This window comes from Variovorax dokdonensis (genome assembly GCF_030316895.1).
Classification (GTDB): Bacteria; Pseudomonadota; Gammaproteobacteria; order Burkholderiales; family Burkholderiaceae_C; genus Variovorax; species Variovorax dokdonensis.
The window spans coordinates 1-15,033 of sequence record NZ_JASZYV010000006.1 but is presented as its reverse complement, the minus strand read 5'-3'; the positions used below and the strand labels follow the sequence as shown (position 1 = coordinate 15,033).

General features: G+C 67.1%; 13 protein-coding genes. 3 read left to right on the top strand and 10 right to left on the bottom strand.

Annotated elements, in window-relative coordinates; genetic code table 11:
• Positions 1-17 precede the first annotated feature (17 nt).
• A complete protein-coding gene (locus QTH91_RS21585) occupies positions 18-1,313 on the bottom strand; it encodes a DUF1254 domain-containing protein (RefSeq protein WP_286662221.1) in 1,296 nt (431 codons plus the stop codon).
• A complete protein-coding gene (locus QTH91_RS21580; RefSeq protein WP_286662220.1) occupies positions 1,310-2,626 on the bottom strand; it encodes a DUF1254 domain-containing protein in 1,317 nt (438 codons plus the stop codon). The genes QTH91_RS21585 and QTH91_RS21580 overlap by 4 nt, the downstream gene beginning before the upstream one ends.
• Positions 2,627-2,828: 202 nt before the next feature.
• On the opposite strand from QTH91_RS21580, the gene QTH91_RS21575 reads away from it, so the two are divergent.
• Entirely contained in the window at positions 2,829-3,803 is a 975-nt protein-coding gene (locus QTH91_RS21575; RefSeq protein WP_286662219.1) for a Bug family tripartite tricarboxylate transporter substrate binding protein, read from the top strand.
• 82 nt (positions 3,804-3,885) lie between these two features.
• Here QTH91_RS21575 and QTH91_RS21570 read toward each other — a convergent pair whose 3' ends face one another.
• From QTH91_RS21570 to QTH91_RS21535, 8 genes are all read right to left on the bottom strand, one after another.
• Positions 3,886-5,301: a TolC family protein gene (locus tag QTH91_RS21570; protein WP_286662218.1), complete on the bottom strand. Its 1,416-nt coding sequence runs from the start codon at positions 5,299-5,301 to the stop codon at positions 3,886-3,888.
• Positions 5,301-6,521 carry an HlyD family secretion protein gene (locus tag QTH91_RS21565; RefSeq protein WP_286662217.1) on the bottom strand — a complete coding sequence of 407 codons (1,221 nt, stop codon included), beginning with the start codon at positions 6,519-6,521 and terminating at the stop codon, positions 5,301-5,303. The genes QTH91_RS21570 and QTH91_RS21565 overlap by 1 nt, the downstream gene beginning before the upstream one ends.
• Positions 6,521-7,099, bottom strand: coding sequence for a DUF3302 domain-containing protein (locus QTH91_RS21560; protein WP_286662216.1), 579 nt, complete (start codon positions 7,097-7,099; stop codon positions 6,521-6,523). The genes QTH91_RS21565 and QTH91_RS21560 overlap by 1 nt, the downstream gene beginning before the upstream one ends.
• Positions 7,100-7,228: 129 nt before the next feature.
• Positions 7,229-8,161, bottom strand: a complete 933-nt coding sequence (gene ppk2 / locus QTH91_RS21555) for a polyphosphate kinase 2 (RefSeq protein ID WP_286662215.1) — start codon at positions 8,159-8,161, stop codon at positions 7,229-7,231.
• Between the two features lie 37 nt (positions 8,162-8,198).
• Positions 8,199-10,205: an ATP-binding protein gene (locus QTH91_RS21550; RefSeq protein WP_286662214.1), complete on the bottom strand. Its 2,007-nt coding sequence runs from the start codon at positions 10,203-10,205 to the stop codon at positions 8,199-8,201.
• 63 nt (positions 10,206-10,268) lie between these two features.
• Positions 10,269-10,700: a response regulator gene (locus QTH91_RS21545; RefSeq protein WP_286662213.1), complete on the bottom strand. Its 432-nt coding sequence runs from the start codon at positions 10,698-10,700 to the stop codon at positions 10,269-10,271.
• Positions 10,701-10,711: 11 nt separating this feature from the next.
• Positions 10,712-11,752 carry a hypothetical protein gene (locus QTH91_RS21540; protein ID WP_286662212.1) on the bottom strand — a complete coding sequence of 347 codons (1,041 nt, stop codon included), beginning with the start codon at positions 11,750-11,752 and terminating at the stop codon, positions 10,712-10,714.
• Between the two features lie 17 nt (positions 11,753-11,769).
• The gene (locus QTH91_RS21535; protein ID WP_286662211.1) at positions 11,770-12,015 is read right to left on the bottom strand and encodes an RNA-binding protein; all 246 of its coding nucleotides are present in this window, start codon (positions 12,013-12,015) and stop codon (positions 11,770-11,772) included.
• A 267-nt stretch (positions 12,016-12,282) separates the two neighbouring features.
• Between QTH91_RS21535 and QTH91_RS21530 the strand changes: the two genes are divergently transcribed.
• A complete protein-coding gene (locus QTH91_RS21530; RefSeq protein WP_286662210.1) occupies positions 12,283-13,806 on the top strand; it encodes a DUF3300 domain-containing protein in 1,524 nt (507 codons plus the stop codon).
• A gap of 18 nt (positions 13,807-13,824) precedes the next feature.
• Entirely contained in the window at positions 13,825-14,748 is a 924-nt protein-coding gene (locus QTH91_RS21525; protein ID WP_286662209.1) for a DUF2950 domain-containing protein, read from the top strand.
• The last annotated feature ends 285 nt before the right edge of the window (positions 14,749-15,033 follow it).

The following is a 15,033-nucleotide window of genomic DNA, read 5'->3' as shown; positions in this document are numbered from 1 at the left end:
AAATCCCGGTAACCTGCTCAGTCCACGCGCCTGAGCGGTGGGTAGGCGAAGCGCATCTGCAGATGCGCCTCGCGGGGTTGGTATAGGCGCAGCGCCAGATAGAAGGGCTCGGCCGGCGCCGGCAGCCAGTTGTGCGCAGGCCCCGGGTCGGTCGCCTGGATGCGGACGCAAAGCGACCCATCGGCCTCGTAGCGCAGCCCGCGCGTGCGGTCGCCGACGGAACAGCGACCGATGGCGTTGTCCACCAGCATGCAATCCGAGCGTCGATACATGGTGAGCGACCAGAAAGCATCCACCTGCGGCGCCTCGCCGGGGCCGAAGCGCAGCTCGTAGGCATGGTGGCCGTCCAGTGCCTGGCCGGATTCGTCGACTTCGCCCATCACATACATGGCCTCCTCCATGCCCAGCGCGCCGATCAGGTTGCGAGCCACGCGGGCGCGGGTCAGGTAGTCCTGGCCGAAGGATTCGCGTACCAGCACTGGCACGCTCCAGCCGCCCCCCACGTCCGACGCCTGAACCGCGCCGCGCAACTGCGCATGCACCTCGGCCAGAGCCTCGGCGAAGGCCTCATGGTGCTCGGGACTTTGCGGCCGCAAGAAGCTCAGTGCCGACGCAAGCGCATCTGCATCGGCAGCGGGTGCGGCGTTGCGCGCGAGCACGGCCAGGACGACGCGGCGATAGAGCTCGGCGCCGGGCGCCGCGGTGACGCGCCCGTCCAGGCTGGTATCGAACACATGCGCGGCACGCTGGCCGCTGCCGTCCGCACGCAGGATGGCGTGATCCGCCTGCAGGCCTCGTACGCGGGCCATATCCGCCGCGTCGTCCTCGACCAGGATGCGACCGATGATCCAGGCGTCATCGCCTGGCACGGCGATGGGCACCGTGGCGTCCGGCCTCTGGCCCTGCCAATGGGGCCCGTGCACAAAAAGCCGCTGCGCGCGGTTGCCCGTGGTGCGGCGACCGGCGTAGGCGAAGGGGTTGGTCCACATGTCCAGAAAGCCCAACGTCCAGTAGCGTTCACCCATGTCCGGGACTTCGATCAGCACTGGGCCCCGGCTCAGGTCCAGCCAGGTGGTGTTGTAGAGCGTGTCGTTGTTGGGGCTGACCACGTGGCGGTCTTCCGGGCCGAGCAGCCTCTGGGTATGTGTCATGTGGTTGACCCAGCGCATCGTCGACCCGGGCGTGTCCCCCGCTTCGCCCAAGGCGCCATGGCGGCGCGGTGCCGTGGCCGCGCGCATGCGCGCCGTCTCGAACAGTGGCAGCGTGAAGATGACGGCATCGCGCGCCTCGTTCATCAGCTCGTCGTGGGTCATGCCAGGCGCTCCATGGCTGGGAAGAGGTAATGGCCGTCGAACAGGCGCTGCTGCGGGTGGTACATGCGAAGGATCAGATAGAAGGGCCCGTCCGGCGCGGGCAGCCAGTTGGCCTGTGGCCCAGGCGCCGGCGCATGCGAGACGTGCAGCACCAGGCTTCCGTCGGGTTCTTGTTGGAGCTGGCTGCGATTGCCCAGCGCATGGCGGCCGATGGCATTCGCAGCCAGGTAGCGGTCCTTGCCGTAAAGCGTGATCGACCAGAAGGCGTCGGCTGGCAGCGCACCGCCGTCCTCGAAGCGAATGCGGTAGGTGTGGCGGCCGTGCAGCGGCTCGCCTTCGTGGTCGAAGTCGGTCATGGCGTAGACCGCCTCGTCGACCGCGAGCGCCCCCAGCCCCTTGAACGCGGTGGCCGCGCGCAACATGAGGTCGTCGCCATAGCGGCCCAGGCGGGACGAAAAGCGCCAGGGCGCGCGCGAATGACTGCGCGTATGCGCTTCCACCAGGCACAAGGCGGTCTCGTGGGCCTGGCGCAGGGCCTCGGCCATGCCGGGGCGCAGGCCATCCAGCTTGCCGTCGGCACGCAGAGGCACGTGCGCACCAGCCAGCGCCTCGAACACGCCGAGCTGCGAGGGCGGTGGCGGAAAGTCATGCAGCGCACGCGCCAGGTTGGCCACGAAGTCCAGTGCCGCATCCCCGCCTTGCTGCCATTGCGCCACGCTCGCTGGCGGCTGCGGCGCGGGTGAGCCTTGCAGAGCAAAGCCGGCCTGGAAGGCGCGGGCCGCTGGCAGGTCGGCCTCGTCGTCCACCAGCACACGGCCCAGAAGCCACACGAGACTGCTCGGGCTGCGAATCACGGTGGAGCCGATGGGCGGCTCGCTCGTGTCCTGCGCATGCATCAGCGCAAAGCGACCGCCCTCGGCCGGCACGTTGCGAGTGCCGATGTTGTGGAAGTTGTTGGTGTAGATGTCCATCAACTCCAGCACGAAGTAGCGGCCTGTCTGCCTGGGCACGGTGATGACCACCGGCCCGCGACGCAGGTCGATCCAGGCATTGCTGTAGAGCAGGTCATTGGCCGGCGTGACGATGTCGCGGTCGCGGTCGGTCCACCGCTGCTCGCTTCGGCCTAAATGGTTGAAGGGCGCGCGGCCGTAGGCCGTTGCGCCTGGCGCGGTCTGCAGTGCGCAGGTGCGCACCGCCTCGAGCAACGCATAGCCGGCCACCATGGCGGGCACGGCGGCATGCATCACCCAGGCGGCCTGCGCGTTGGGCTGCGGAGACTGCGGGGGGTGCGAGGTAGGGATTGGGTGATTCATGGGTCGTTGTCTCCTGCTTCTGTCTCGTGCGTCCAATCTATCGAGCACTCACGGCGCGCTGGGCGCGAATTTCGAATGTCGAAAAAATGGCTCGCTTGTCCCGGTGGCGACAGACCCAGAACGCTCATTTAATACAGCATATTAGAAGCCCCTCGCCGCATCGGCAGGAGCTACGAGAACAAAACCCAGGAGACAACGAAAGATGATGAAGCGAATCGCAGTCGCCCTGTGCGTCCTGGCTGTCGGTGCCAGCGCAGTGGCGCAGGACACCTTTCCGAGCAAGCCCATCACCTTTGTCGTGCCCTATCCGGCCGGCGGTGGTACCGACGTGGTGGCTCGAGCGCTGGCCGACGAGATGGGCCGACGCATGGGTCAGACCATCCTGGTAGACAACAAGCCGGGCGCTGCCGGCATCCTTGGCACCATGACCGTGGTGAAAGCGCCGGCCGACGGGCATACCGTGCTGATCTCTCTGGTGCAATCGGCCCTCACCAACCAGTTCCTGTTCAAGAAACTGCCCTACGACACGCGGCGCGACCTGGCCTTCGTCACTGAAATCGCCACGGCGCCACTGGTACTGGCGGTGAACGCATCCAACGTCCCTGCGCGGGACCTCGGTCAGCTGCAGGCCTGGGCCGCGAAGAACAAAGGCAAGGTGAACTACGGCTCCTGGGGGCCGGGCTCCTTTCCCCATCTGGCCGGCTCCTTGCTCAGCAGTCGTGGCGAGCTCGACATGACCCATGTCGCCTACAAGGGCGAAGCGCCGATGACACAGGACCTGGTGGGCGGACAAATCAGCTTCGTGATCGGTTCGCCGCTCACACTCAAGCCCTTCATCGACGATGGCCGCGTGCGGCCGCTGGCAGTCACGGGCCACTCGCGCTCATCGGTATTGCCGCAAGTGCCAACCTTTGCCGAATCCGGCGACAAGGACCCCGCCTTCCAGTTGCTCGGCTGGATGGGCATGCTGGTGCCCAAGAGCACACCAGCGCCCGTGGTGGCGCGCCTGGAGAAGGAGGCGCGCGAAGCCATCAACTCGACCGCGCTACGCGCACGGTTCCAGGCGCTCGGACTGCTGCCGCTCGGCTCGACCGCGGCGGAGTTCCAGGCTGACTTCGAGTCGGCGCTGCCGGTGTGGGAGAAACTGGTGAAGGTTTCGGGCGCGCAGCTCGATTGAGCCAAAGACTGGCTCGTCTACGAGGCGCAGCAGGTTCCGAGATCTGCTAACAGGACTGTGAGTCGCTGTCGCAGTGGGCGCTTCATCGCTCAGTCAGCCCAGTGTGCAACGACGGCTGCTCGTCATACCCGCCGCCAAGAGCGAGGTAGAGGTTGGCGCGTTGCGCCAGTTGCTCGGACTGCACGCGCAGCCGCGCCGTTCGTGCCACGTAAAGGAGCAACTGGCTTTGGGACACGGTGTTCATGTCTCCGGCGCCCACCCGATACTGCACCTGGGCCAGCCTCAGGGCCTCCTCGTTGTCGCGCACGTTCTCGGTGAGGATGGCGCTGCGTTCGCGCAGGGCCGCCTCGGCGCCAAGTGCGTTCTCGACCTCGCTGAAAGCCTTCTGCCCTGCCCTCGCATATTCGGCCACGGCCTGCTTCTGCTCGGCGGTACGGATTTCCACCTGCGCCCGCAGCGCGCCACCCTGGTAGATCGGAGCGATCAGGTTGGCGCCGAGACTCCACACCGGGTTGCTCACATCCTTGAGCACGATCAGGTCGCTCGACACATTGCTGCCCCCGGCGGTGAGACTGATGCGCGGCAGTTGCGCCGCCTTGGCCTCGCCGACACGGTCGAAGGCGACCGCCACCCGCCGCTCCGCCGCCACCACGTCCGGCCGGCGCTCGAGCAGACTGGAAGGCACGCCCACCGGCAAGGGCGGCGGCATCGACGAAAGCGTGTCGGCCACCGCAATCTCCGCTGCCGGATAGCGCCCCACAAGCAGCTCCAGCGCGCGCATCGCCTGCTCGCGCGAGAACTCCACCTGCCGCAAGGTGTCTCGGTAGCTGCCCACGTTGGCTCTCGCCTGCGCCGCAGCAACGCCACTGCCGCTGCCCACACGCAAACGATCGTCGGCCACTTGCGCCAGCGTCTGGGCGGCCTGCAGCGCCTCCCTGGCGATGCCGCGCTGAAGCCCCGCCTCCACCGCCAGGAACCAGGCCTTGGCCACCATCGCGGCCAGCGACTGACGTGCGTAGGCGTAGTCGGCTTGTGCAGCCTCCAATTGCGCCTCGCTCGCGGCCTGGCCATAGCGCAGACGGCCCCACACGTCCAGTTCGAGCGATGCGTTCAGGAAGACCCCGTCCAAGCCGCCACCTCCGCCGGACTTGCCACCACCCAGGCCGACCACGCCCACCGAAGGCAAGAGCGCACCCGACGCTACCTTCACATAGCCTGCCGCCTGCTCCACCCGCGCCGCGGCGATGCGCAGATCGGCGTTGTAGGCCATGGCCTGGACGACGAGTGAATCGAGCGCCGGATCTCCGAAACTGGCCAGCCAGCGATCGGGTACCGGATCGGTGCTGGCCGCGCCCTTGAAAGTCGAAGGCAACTGCGCCTGCGGCAGGACTTCCTTTTGCAGGTCCTGCGCCGTCGGCGGCGGTGACAGCGCGCAGCCGCACAAGGCCGATGCGATCAGCAAGGCCCCGGATCGACGAAGCGTCGCAATCGCCTTCATCAGTGCAGCTTCAGGACCAGGTAGTCCATGATCGTGCTCACCCGCAGCAGAACCATGCGCAGGATGTGGATCGCTGCCACGCTGTCGGTATAGACGGCGCCCTGACCCGTTGCACCGGCAGCCAGGAAGATGCCGGCATCCTTCTCGTCGACGATGAGCTTGACGGGAAAGCGCCCCGGCGGGATTGCCGTGTTCACGGTCTGCGGCAACTGGCCGGACTGGGCGATCTGGCCTTGGCCCTGTGCCCAGACGATCGAGTCGACCTTTGCCGAAAACACATGGCCGGGAACGGTCTTGAGAATGAACTCGGCCCGATTGCCGCCCTGCACAAGGCGCAACTCGTTCTGGTCGTACATCGCCAGCACCTGGTAGGTCTCTTCCACGAAGGTCATGGCCGGAACGATCGGGGCCGCGACGACGAAGGACCCTGGACGCAACTGCACGTTGATGGCGTAGCCATCGGCCGGCGCATAGACAGTGGTCTGGTCGAGGTTCCACATGGCGTTGCCCAATTCCGCCCGGCTCAGGTCGACCTGGGCCTTGGCCATCGCCAATTGGGCTCGCGCATTCGCGACCGACGCCTGCTCGCCATTGACGCGCGCAGAAATCTTCTGCGTGACCTGCGCCTCGTTTGCCACGGCCGTGGCGGTCTGGCCCTGCAACTCGATCAGGGTGGACTCGGCCTGCTCCAGCGCGAAGCGGTCGGCGGCGCCGGTGGCCACCAGTTCCTTGTATTGCCGCACGCGCGTGCGCGCGAGTTCCAGCTTCGGCTGCAAGGCCCTGACCTGGCCGGTCGCGGACTTGAGCTGTTCCTGCAACTGCCGCGCACCGGCCGACGCATCCACCAACGCCGCGGCGGCCTGAGCCATCCTGGCTTCGTCCGCGGCCAGCTTGGCCTTGGCAGCATTGGCTTCGTTGTCGTACTGGGTCGGATCGAGGCGGAACAGCAGTTCGCCCTTCTTGACCAGGCGATTGGGCTCCACCGGCACTTCAAGAACACGGCCGCGCACCTGCGGTATGACCTGCACCACGTACTTGACCACCCGCACGTCGGCGGAGGACGGCGCCACCACATTCAGCGTCAGGATCAGGATCGACAGCCCCACGATCGGGATGATCACCACCGTGACCTGCCACGCCGTGTTCCACGGCAGCCACTTCAGCTTGATGAAGATCAGCCAGACGAAGAAGGCATAGATGCCAAGGATCAGCAGGTCCATCAGGCGCTCGCGGCGTTGGAGTTGGCAACCTCGGCACGTCGTGCGCGCACTTCGGCAAGGTCCCTGCGAAGCTGCTTGAGCTCGGCCGACAGGGCCCCGCGAGCATCCATGGCGTCGAGCTGCTCGCGAAGGTGCTGAAGATCGAGCTCGCCCAGTTCGCCTGCCCTGGCCTTGACGCCCTGTTCATGGAAATAGTCGTCGTGCAACTCGGTGCCGTAGGCCGACTGATGCATCACCGGCCGCACGTAGGCCCACAGCCATGCGAGCGGCCACAGCAGGCCGCCGAACGCCAGCGACAGAAGGCACAGCGTCTTGATCGCGTCGCGCTGCGGGTGGTGGCGCTTGTGCGCAATCTTCTCGGGCAGCACATGCACCATCCAGAACAGCACGATGACCGCGATGGGCACCACGACCACGACGAACCAGGCGATCGCCGTGGCCGCCGTGTCCATCATCTCCGGCGGGAGGAATGACGCATGGGCCGACAGCGGTGCCAGCCAGATTGGCAATGCGAGCAGGGCCGAGGCGCCACGGCGTGCCCGGCGCCCCATGGCGGATCCAAGGAGAGGGTCAGTCATGATTTCATGGGAAGAACTGAACACGATGGCATCGACCGACGCCAGAACTCGAGCCCGCACCTGTGGCCGCGCAGGCGAGCGTTTGGCGCGTTTGCCTTCGGCCGGCCGCCACCAAGAACGCCCGGCCTCTCAGAACCGCTCCTCGACATAGCGGATGGGGTGTTCCGACTTGCGGTGACTGTCGAGCTTGTGGCGCTTTGGCAGCTTGACCTTTTCGCGCTTGACCTCGCCGTAGGGCACGTGTGCCAGCAGGTGCGTGATGATGTTCAGCCGAGCGCGGCGCTTGTCGTCCGAGCGCGCCACGTTCCAGGGCGACAGGTCGGTGTCGGTGGCGGAGAACATGTCGTCGCGGGCCTTCGAATAGTCGTTCCAGCGGGTGTACGACTTGATGTCCATCGGCGAGAGCTTCCAGACCTTGCGCGGATCATCGATTCGCGATTCGAGCCGGCGGGTCTGCTCCTCGGGGCTCACCTCCAGCCAGTACTTGAGCAGGATGACACCCGAGTCGATGATGGCCTGCTCGACCAGCGGCACGGCGCGCAGGAACTCCTTGGCCATCGCCTCAGTGCAAAAACCCATCACCCGCTCGACGCCGGCGCGGTTGTACCAGCTGCGATCGAAGATCACGACCTCGCCGGCGGCTGGCAGGTGCGGCAGGTAGCGCTGCACGTACATCTGGCTCTTCTCGCGCTCGGTCGGCGCCGGCAGCGCGACCACGCGGAACACGCGGGGGCTGACCCGTTCGGTGATCGCCTTGATGGTGCCGCCCTTGCCTGCGCCGTCGCGCCCCTCGAACACCACGCACACCTTCAGACCCTTGTGGACCACCCATTGCTGCAGCTTGACCAGTTCGCCATGCAGGCGCTCCAGCTCCGCCTCGTAGTCCTTGCGGCCGAGCCGGGGTTTGGGCTTCTTGCCGTCGGCCTCGGCCTTGGCTGCACCCCGTTTGCCCTTGTCTGGCCGCGCTTCCGCCTCGCCGTCTTCAACTGTGATTTCGTCGCTGTGCTGCTGGCCCGGCCTGGTTTTCTGCGTCATTGCGTCCTCGCGCTTGGCTTGCTTCATCGTTCGAACGTAGCGCAGTCCTACATCGCGGCCCATCCTACTTTGGTGGGATGGCCGAGCCGACTCCGGCGGCCTCGCAGGCGCGTACCAGGTCGGCCAGAGACCGCACGCCCATTTTTTCCATCACCCGGCCCCGGTGCTGCTTGACGGTCTGCTCCGAGATGCCAAGGTCCGCCGCGATCTGCTTGTTCAGCCTTCCCCTGACCACGTGGCCGACGATCTCGCGCTCGCGCGACGAAAGCAGCGCCATGCGCTGTCTTGCCCCGGCCAGCACCTGCGCCTGCGCGGCAACGGCGGCGTGCCTGTCGCACGCTCGCTGCACCGCGGCCAGCAAGACCGCCTCATCGACCGGCTTTTCGAGGAAGTCCACGGCGCCCAGCTTCATGGCGTCGATGCCGGCCGCCACATCGCCGTGCCCGGTGACGAAGATGACGGGCGCCGAGATCCCGTTTTCCACGAGTTGCTGTTGCAACTGCGGCCCCGAAATACCCGGCATCCGCATGTCGAGCACCAGACAAGCCACATCGCCCTCGGGCGGCTCGGCGAGGAACTCGTCGGCCGAGGCATAGCTCGTCGTGGACCAGCCGGCCTCGTCCAACAACCGGACGAGGCTTTCGCGCACGCCGCCATCGTCGTCCACCACGCACACCAGCGGCGCGGCCGGCTCGGTGGGCGACGCTTCGTGCTGGGCGGTGACGATGCGCGCCGGCATCGGTGCCTGCACCTGAGACTTCGGCTTCTCGGCGTCCGCCAGCGGCAGCTCCACATGGAACGTCGTGCCATGGCCGAGGCTGGACTTGCCCCAGATCCGCCCGTTGTGCGTCTCCACGATGGAGCGGCAGATGGCCAGCCCCAGGCCCAGCCCTTCCTGGCGCGTGGTCCAGAAAGGCTCGAAGATGGTCTCCAGGTCACGGGCTGCGATGCCCTGGCCGGCGTCGCTCACCTTGACCAGCACCTTGCCGGGCGCGCCGCGCGACACCTCCACCGTGATCAAGCGGTCTGCCGGCTGGCAGCCCTGCATCGCCGCCGCTGCGTTGAACATCAGGTTGAGCAGCACCTGCTCCAGCTGCGTCCGGTCGCCCGACACCTGGCAGGAACGGTCGAAGCGCGTCTGCACCCGTATTCCCTGCGACTGCAGTTCGGCGCCCAGGAGGCGCAGCACCTCTTCCAATGCGCCGGCCAGTTCGAAACGCTCGCAGCGGGTGTCCTCGCGTTTCATCAGCGAACGCATCGCGCGAATGGTCTGCGCGGCGCGCTTCTCCTCGCGCTCCACCGCTTCGAGCACTTCGCGCATGACCACCGGGCTCGCATTGCCCCGCTCGATGTAGCGCAGCCCGGCCTGCGCATTGCTGAGGATGGCCGCCAGTGGCTGGTTGACCTGGTGCGCAATGGCGGCGCTGAGGGTGCTCAGGCGCTGCACCCGATCGGCATGCCAGATGCGCTCGCGCAAGTGGCGCACCTCTTCGCCCGACCGCGCCAGCGCCAGCAGGCCTGCCAGGAACTGCCCCACCATCTTCAAGCGCGCAGCCACCGTCATCGACCATTCGCGGTGCTGGCGGAAAGCGGCGAAAGACAGCACAGCCGTCACCCGCCCGCCCATGTGCAGCGGAATCGACAGATGGGACAAGAGGCCCATCGAAATCACATGCGCCAGTTCGTCGGCGGCCTCGGGCGGCAGGTCTTCGGGCAGCCGGACCATCTGGACCACCTGGCCCGAGCGCAACTGCGACAGGAACCACGGCAGCCGCCGGTCGAAACGCCCGCGCGGCAACGGCGGCACGTCACCAGCGCCGACCGAACACAACACGTTCAAGTAGTCGCCAGCGATGAATTCGGAGAAGGTGCAGCGGTCGTAGCCCAGGTAGTCGATGAGTTGCCTCAACGACGCCTCGACGCCCACGAGGAAATCGCCGTCGACGATCTCGCCCATGCGCTCGGAAATACCGATCAACAGACTCTCGAACTCGGCACGATCGTGCAAAGAATGAGACAGATCGCCCGCCGCGGCGTGTTGCACTGCAGCGGCAGCCGGCAAGCGGCCCATACGCACCCCTCCTCGCTTCGGGTCGTGAGTGGCACGAATAATCGTCACTTAACGTTAACTATGTCAAGCCCTCGACAAAGGGGGCGCGCCAGGCGCCGCCCCGCCCTTCCCGCGCCAGTCGCCGTGCATGAGCCAGTCGATGCTGTCGAGCAAGGCCGCGCCGTCCACCGGCTTCTGGAAGAACGAACGCACGCCCAGATCGCGGGCCAGATGGCGCACCGCCGGGTCGTCGCTGGACGAAAGCCCGATCACCGGCAGCTTGCTGGCTACTGACTGCAACGCCGTGCGCAGCGCCAGGTCGCTGTCGTGGGCGCGCGTCACGTCGAGCAGCACGCAGGCCACGCGTATGCCATGCGCCTGCTGCAGGAACTCTTCGAGCGACGTGCAAGGACGCGCTTCGAGCCCTGACGAGTCGATGAGGCGGGCCAGCGCTTCACGCACCGGGACATCCTCATCCACGATGTAGACGATGCGAAGTCCGTCAGGTTGGGGCATATCAAAGCCTGCTACAGAAAGCGCTCGGCCTTGGCGAGCAGGTCTTCTTCGGGCGGCATTTCGGCGCGCGGGCAATGGGCGATCGCGATGGCAACGCTGCGGCCAGCGCCCATGTCCAACTCCGTCAGCACGAAATCGTTGACCGGGCCCGAATACTCGCCTTCCACGCGCACGCCCAGCCGGGTCAGGTGCTGCGGCGTCTGGCGCAGGCCCACGTGCTGCGCCGGATTGGAAAACACCGACACGATCTGGCGCACGAAAGCGTCCAGCGTGGCGACGCCCGCCTTGACCTCGATGTACTCGTGCACTGTATCTTTCAACTCTCGTTCCAGCGCGGCGATCTGTGTTCGGTTTTCGGGCGTGTCGTCGAGCAGGCCCACCGCGCTTCCGGAAGCCAGCTTCACCAGGCGCAGGCGGGCCGCCAGCCATGCCTTGCGCTCGTTCAGTTCGCTGGCCTTCATGTCTTGCTGGACGATGCGAGACAGCGCCACATGCGCCAGCCGTTTGATCAGGCGATGGCCGACCTCCAGCCGGGTGCGCTCCAGCGAGTCGGCCGGCGCCACGAGCCGATGGCCGGAGAAGCTGACCGTGACCTGCGCCACGTCGTGTTCCACCTGGTCGCCCCGCTGACGCGGTGCCAGCACCTTGCGTTCTTCGTATTTCATCGCCAGGAGTGCAAAGGCGGACTCCTGGGCCGCATGGCCCGGGTCGGAAAAGTAGTCGCGCAGTTCGCGCGTGCGCCCGAGTAGGGCGGGCACGTCGTCCGCCGCGGCGAAGTACGCGTTGACGCAGGGATCGTCGCGCCAGGCGGCGCGCGCGAGCGTCACTGGCGCCATCGGCCGGCTGCCCAGTTCTCGAAGGTAGGCGATGGTGGTGCGCACGCACGGCGCGAGCTTGTCGGCATAGCGCGCCTGCAAGCGGATGCGCGGCTCGACAGTCTCGACCACCAGTTCGATCATGTCCCCCACGAGTTGGCGCTCCTGCTCGTCGTCCGGCGCTGCTCGTCCGCTGCCGAACAAGGCACCGGCAACGCGCTCGAAGAGGCCAGTCAAGTCCAATTTGCGGCTCGCTACCAATCCATCTTGGGCACCCAGGCGCGCAGCACGCGGCCCTGGTAGGAACGGCCGTTGATGCGCCCGGCCAGTGTCTCCGCCTGCGCACGCGGCAGATCGACGTCGATCAGGGCCGTGGGCGTGCCGCTTTCCTTGGCCAGCCGGATCTTGTCGGCCTGCGCGAAGCTGCTGAGCGCCTCGCGGATGCCCTCTTCGGTGACGTCGTCCGGCAGGTTTCCGATGACGATGTGGATCTGCTGCATGCGCTTTTCCTCCAGGCTAGGGGCGCCCTCTGCGGCCAGGGGCGGGGTGCATCCCTGCCCAGATGGGACATGCAACGCTAGCGCTGCGCGCGCTGCGAGCAAACCCCTACTTTGGTCGGATAGCCGTGGCCCGCCCGCTTTCGCATGCTGCGCCATCCAACTTTGGTGCGATGGCCGAGGCACGGTCGCGCCCCTACCCTTGACGCGCGCGCTCTGTCCGCGGAGCCCGCGCAATGGCCCTGGCCATACGAGCATGGAGGTGAACGAATGAGCGCGCCGATCACGAACCTTTGCCGCACCGCGCGACTGCGCGGCCCCAATTTCGGCCTCTTCGGCCTCTTCCGCCTTTGCAGCCTCTTGTCGGCCCGGCTGGCCGTGGCACGCATGGCAGCGGGCTTCTTCGCGCTCGTGTTCTGCGCGATGGCCACGGCCCAGACTGCACCCGCGTTCTCGCGCGAGCAGATCGACCAGATGATGGCGCCCATCGCGCTCTACCCCGACTCCCTCTTGTCGCAGGTGCTGATGGCGGCCACCTATCCCGCCGACGTGGCGGATGCGGCCAAGTGGTCCAAGGCCCACCCCGACCAGAAGGGTGACGCTGCCGTCAAGGCTGTGCAAACCCAGTCGTGGGACCCGAGCGTCCAGTCGCTGGTCGCGTTTCCGCAGGTGATCCAGACCATGGGCGACCAGCCCGATTGGGTGCAGAACCTGGGCGATGCCTTCCTGGCCTCGTCCAAGGACGTGCTCGATTCCACGCAGCGCCTGCGCCAGCAGGCCCAGCGCAGCGGCAACCTCAAGTCCAATGAGCAGCAGAAGGTGATCGTGGAGCAGGAGCCGCAGACGCAGCAGACCGTCATCAAGATCGAGCCGGCGCAGCCACAGACCGTCTACGTGCCCGCCTACAACCCGACCGTGGTCTACGGCGCCTGGCCCTATCCCGCCTATCCGCCCTACTACTACCCACCGCCGGTGGGCTGGTATCCAGGCGCCGCGCTGGCCACCGGCATCGCCTTCGGCGTCGGCGTGGCCGCGGTGGGTGCTCTCTGGGGCAACTGCAACTGGGGCGGCGGCAACGTGAACGTCAACGTCAACCGCTACAACAGCATCAACACCAACCGCCAGATCTCCGCCAACCAGAGCAACTGGCAGCACAACGCCGCCAATCGGCGCGACGTGCCCTACCGCGACCAGGCCAGTCGCCAGAAGTACGAGCGCGGCAATGCCGGCGCCGAGCAGCGCGCCGACTTCCGCGGGCATGACGGTGCGCGCGACAGCCAGCGGCAGCAGGCCCAGTCGGCCCTCCAGCAGCGTGGCATGGACCCTGGGGCCGGCCGCGAAAGCCTTCGCAACGACCCGGCCACGCGCGATCGCGCACAGCGTGCTGCCGAGGGCACGGCGCGTGACCGCGCCGGTGCAGGCACCGCCGATCGCGGCGGCCTGGGCGGCGGCGATCGCGCAGGTGGGGCCGGTGGATTGGGCGGCGGCGACCGCGCAGGCGCGGCAGGAGGATTGGGCGGCGGCGATCGTGGTGGGATCGACCGCGGACAAACCTCGCAGATCAGCAATCGCGCCAGCGACAACGCCTTGCGTGGCGCTGGCGGCGGGATGGACACGCAGCGCCAGATGGACCGCGGCGCGGCCAGCCGCCAGTCATTCGGCGGATCGCAGGCGGGCGCAGGCTCGGCGCGCATGAGCGGGGGTGGTGGCGGCGGCGGTGCCCGCATGAGCGGGGGCGGAGGTGGCGGTGCGCGCATGGGCGGCGGTGGCGGCCGTGGCGGCGGGCGCCGCTGAACGTCGATCGAGCACGCCATGAACCTCAACCCCATCACCGGACGAAGCACCATGCAACTCAAGCAGCGCACACTGGCAGCGGCAGCCATTGCCGCAATGGCGTTGGTCTGGCTGCCGGCTGCCGCACAGCACGTCTACGACACGCCGCAGGCTGCGGCCGACGCCTTTGCCAATGCCATTGCCACCAACGACGAAGCCGCGCTGCGCACCGTGCTGGGCAACGACTGGCGGCGCTTCGTGCCGGCCGACGAGATCGACCGCGAAGACATCTACGCTTTTCTGGAGGCCTGGTCGCACAAGCACGGCGTCGTCCCCGCCGGTGAAGGCCGCATGCTGCTGGCAGCCGGCGAAGGCAACTGGACCATGGCGGTGCCGATCGTGAAGGTGGGCGGCGGATGGCGCTTCGATCCGCGTGCGGGCGCGGACATGATGAAGACGCGCCGCATCGGTCGCAACGAACTGTCGGCGATGCAGGCCGTACTCGCTTACGTGGATGCGCAGCGCGAGTATTCGCGTGTCGATCACGATGGCAACGGCGTGCTCGAGTACGCGCAGAAGTTCGCCAGTTCGCCGGGCAAGCGCGATGGTCTCTACTGGCCGCAGGAACCCGGCCAACCGCTGAGCCCGCTGGGACCGGCCTTCGCGCCCGACAAACCTGGCGCGGGCTATCACGGCTACCGGTTCAAGATCCTCAAGGCGCAGGGCCCGGGCGCCGATGGCGGTGCTCGCAGCTACCTCATCGGCTCGCGCATGCGCAGTGGCTTCGCGCTGGTGGCGTGGCCGGTGCGATACGGCGAGACGGGCGTGATGAGCTTCATCGTCAACCAGGACGGCGTGGTGTACGAGAAGGACCTGGGCAGCGGCACGGATGCCGCGGCGCGGGCCATGACTCGCTTCGATCCGAGCGGTGGCTGGCGCAAGGCCCAGGTGCCCGATCAGTGATGGCGCACGCCCGGCAACAAGCCGCGCGCCCCCTTCCACGCATCCGACCAAAGTAGGATTTGCGCCGCCAAAGGCCAGCCGTATGTTCCGCGTGTCGATCAAACACGAAGATGCGAAGGAGACATACCCATGGATTGGCTCGTTCAAACCTTGCGGCAATACCCTGAGCTGGGACTCTTCGCAGCATTGGCCTTCGGCTTCTGGCTGGGCCCGAAGAAGTTCTTCGGATTCAATCTGGGTGCAGTCACCGCGACCTTGATCGCGGGCGTGGCGATCGGGCAGTTG

Coding starts and splice junctions, on each gene's coding strand:
- QTH91_RS21575 (WP_286662219.1), top strand. CDS start 2,829: ATGATGAAGCGAATCGCAGTCGCCCTGTGCGTCCTGGCTGTCGGTGCC.
- QTH91_RS21530 (WP_286662210.1), top strand. CDS start 12,283: ATGAGCGCGCCGATCACGAACCTTTGCCGCACCGCGCGACTGCGCGGC.
- QTH91_RS21585 (WP_286662221.1), bottom strand. CDS start 1,313: ATGACCCACGACGAGCTGATGAACGAGGCGCGCGATGCCGTCATCTTC.
- QTH91_RS21535 (WP_286662211.1), bottom strand. CDS start 12,015: ATGCAGCAGATCCACATCGTCATCGGAAACCTGCCGGACGACGTCACC.
- QTH91_RS21560 (WP_286662216.1), bottom strand. CDS start 7,099: ATGACTGACCCTCTCCTTGGATCCGCCATGGGGCGCCGGGCACGCCGT.
- ppk2 (WP_286662215.1), bottom strand. CDS start 8,161: ATGAAGCAAGCCAAGCGCGAGGACGCAATGACGCAGAAAACCAGGCCG.
- QTH91_RS21525 (WP_286662209.1), top strand. CDS start 13,825: ATGAACCTCAACCCCATCACCGGACGAAGCACCATGCAACTCAAGCAG.
- QTH91_RS21545 (WP_286662213.1), bottom strand. CDS start 10,700: ATGCCCCAACCTGACGGACTTCGCATCGTCTACATCGTGGATGAGGAT.
- QTH91_RS21550 (WP_286662214.1), bottom strand. CDS start 10,205: ATGGGCCGCTTGCCGGCTGCCGCTGCAGTGCAACACGCCGCGGCGGGC.
- QTH91_RS21565 (WP_286662217.1), bottom strand. CDS start 6,521: ATGGACCTGCTGATCCTTGGCATCTATGCCTTCTTCGTCTGGCTGATC.
- QTH91_RS21580 (WP_286662220.1), bottom strand. CDS start 2,626: ATGAATCACCCAATCCCTACCTCGCACCCCCCGCAGTCTCCGCAGCCC.
- QTH91_RS21570 (WP_286662218.1), bottom strand. CDS start 5,301: ATGAAGGCGATTGCGACGCTTCGTCGATCCGGGGCCTTGCTGATCGCA.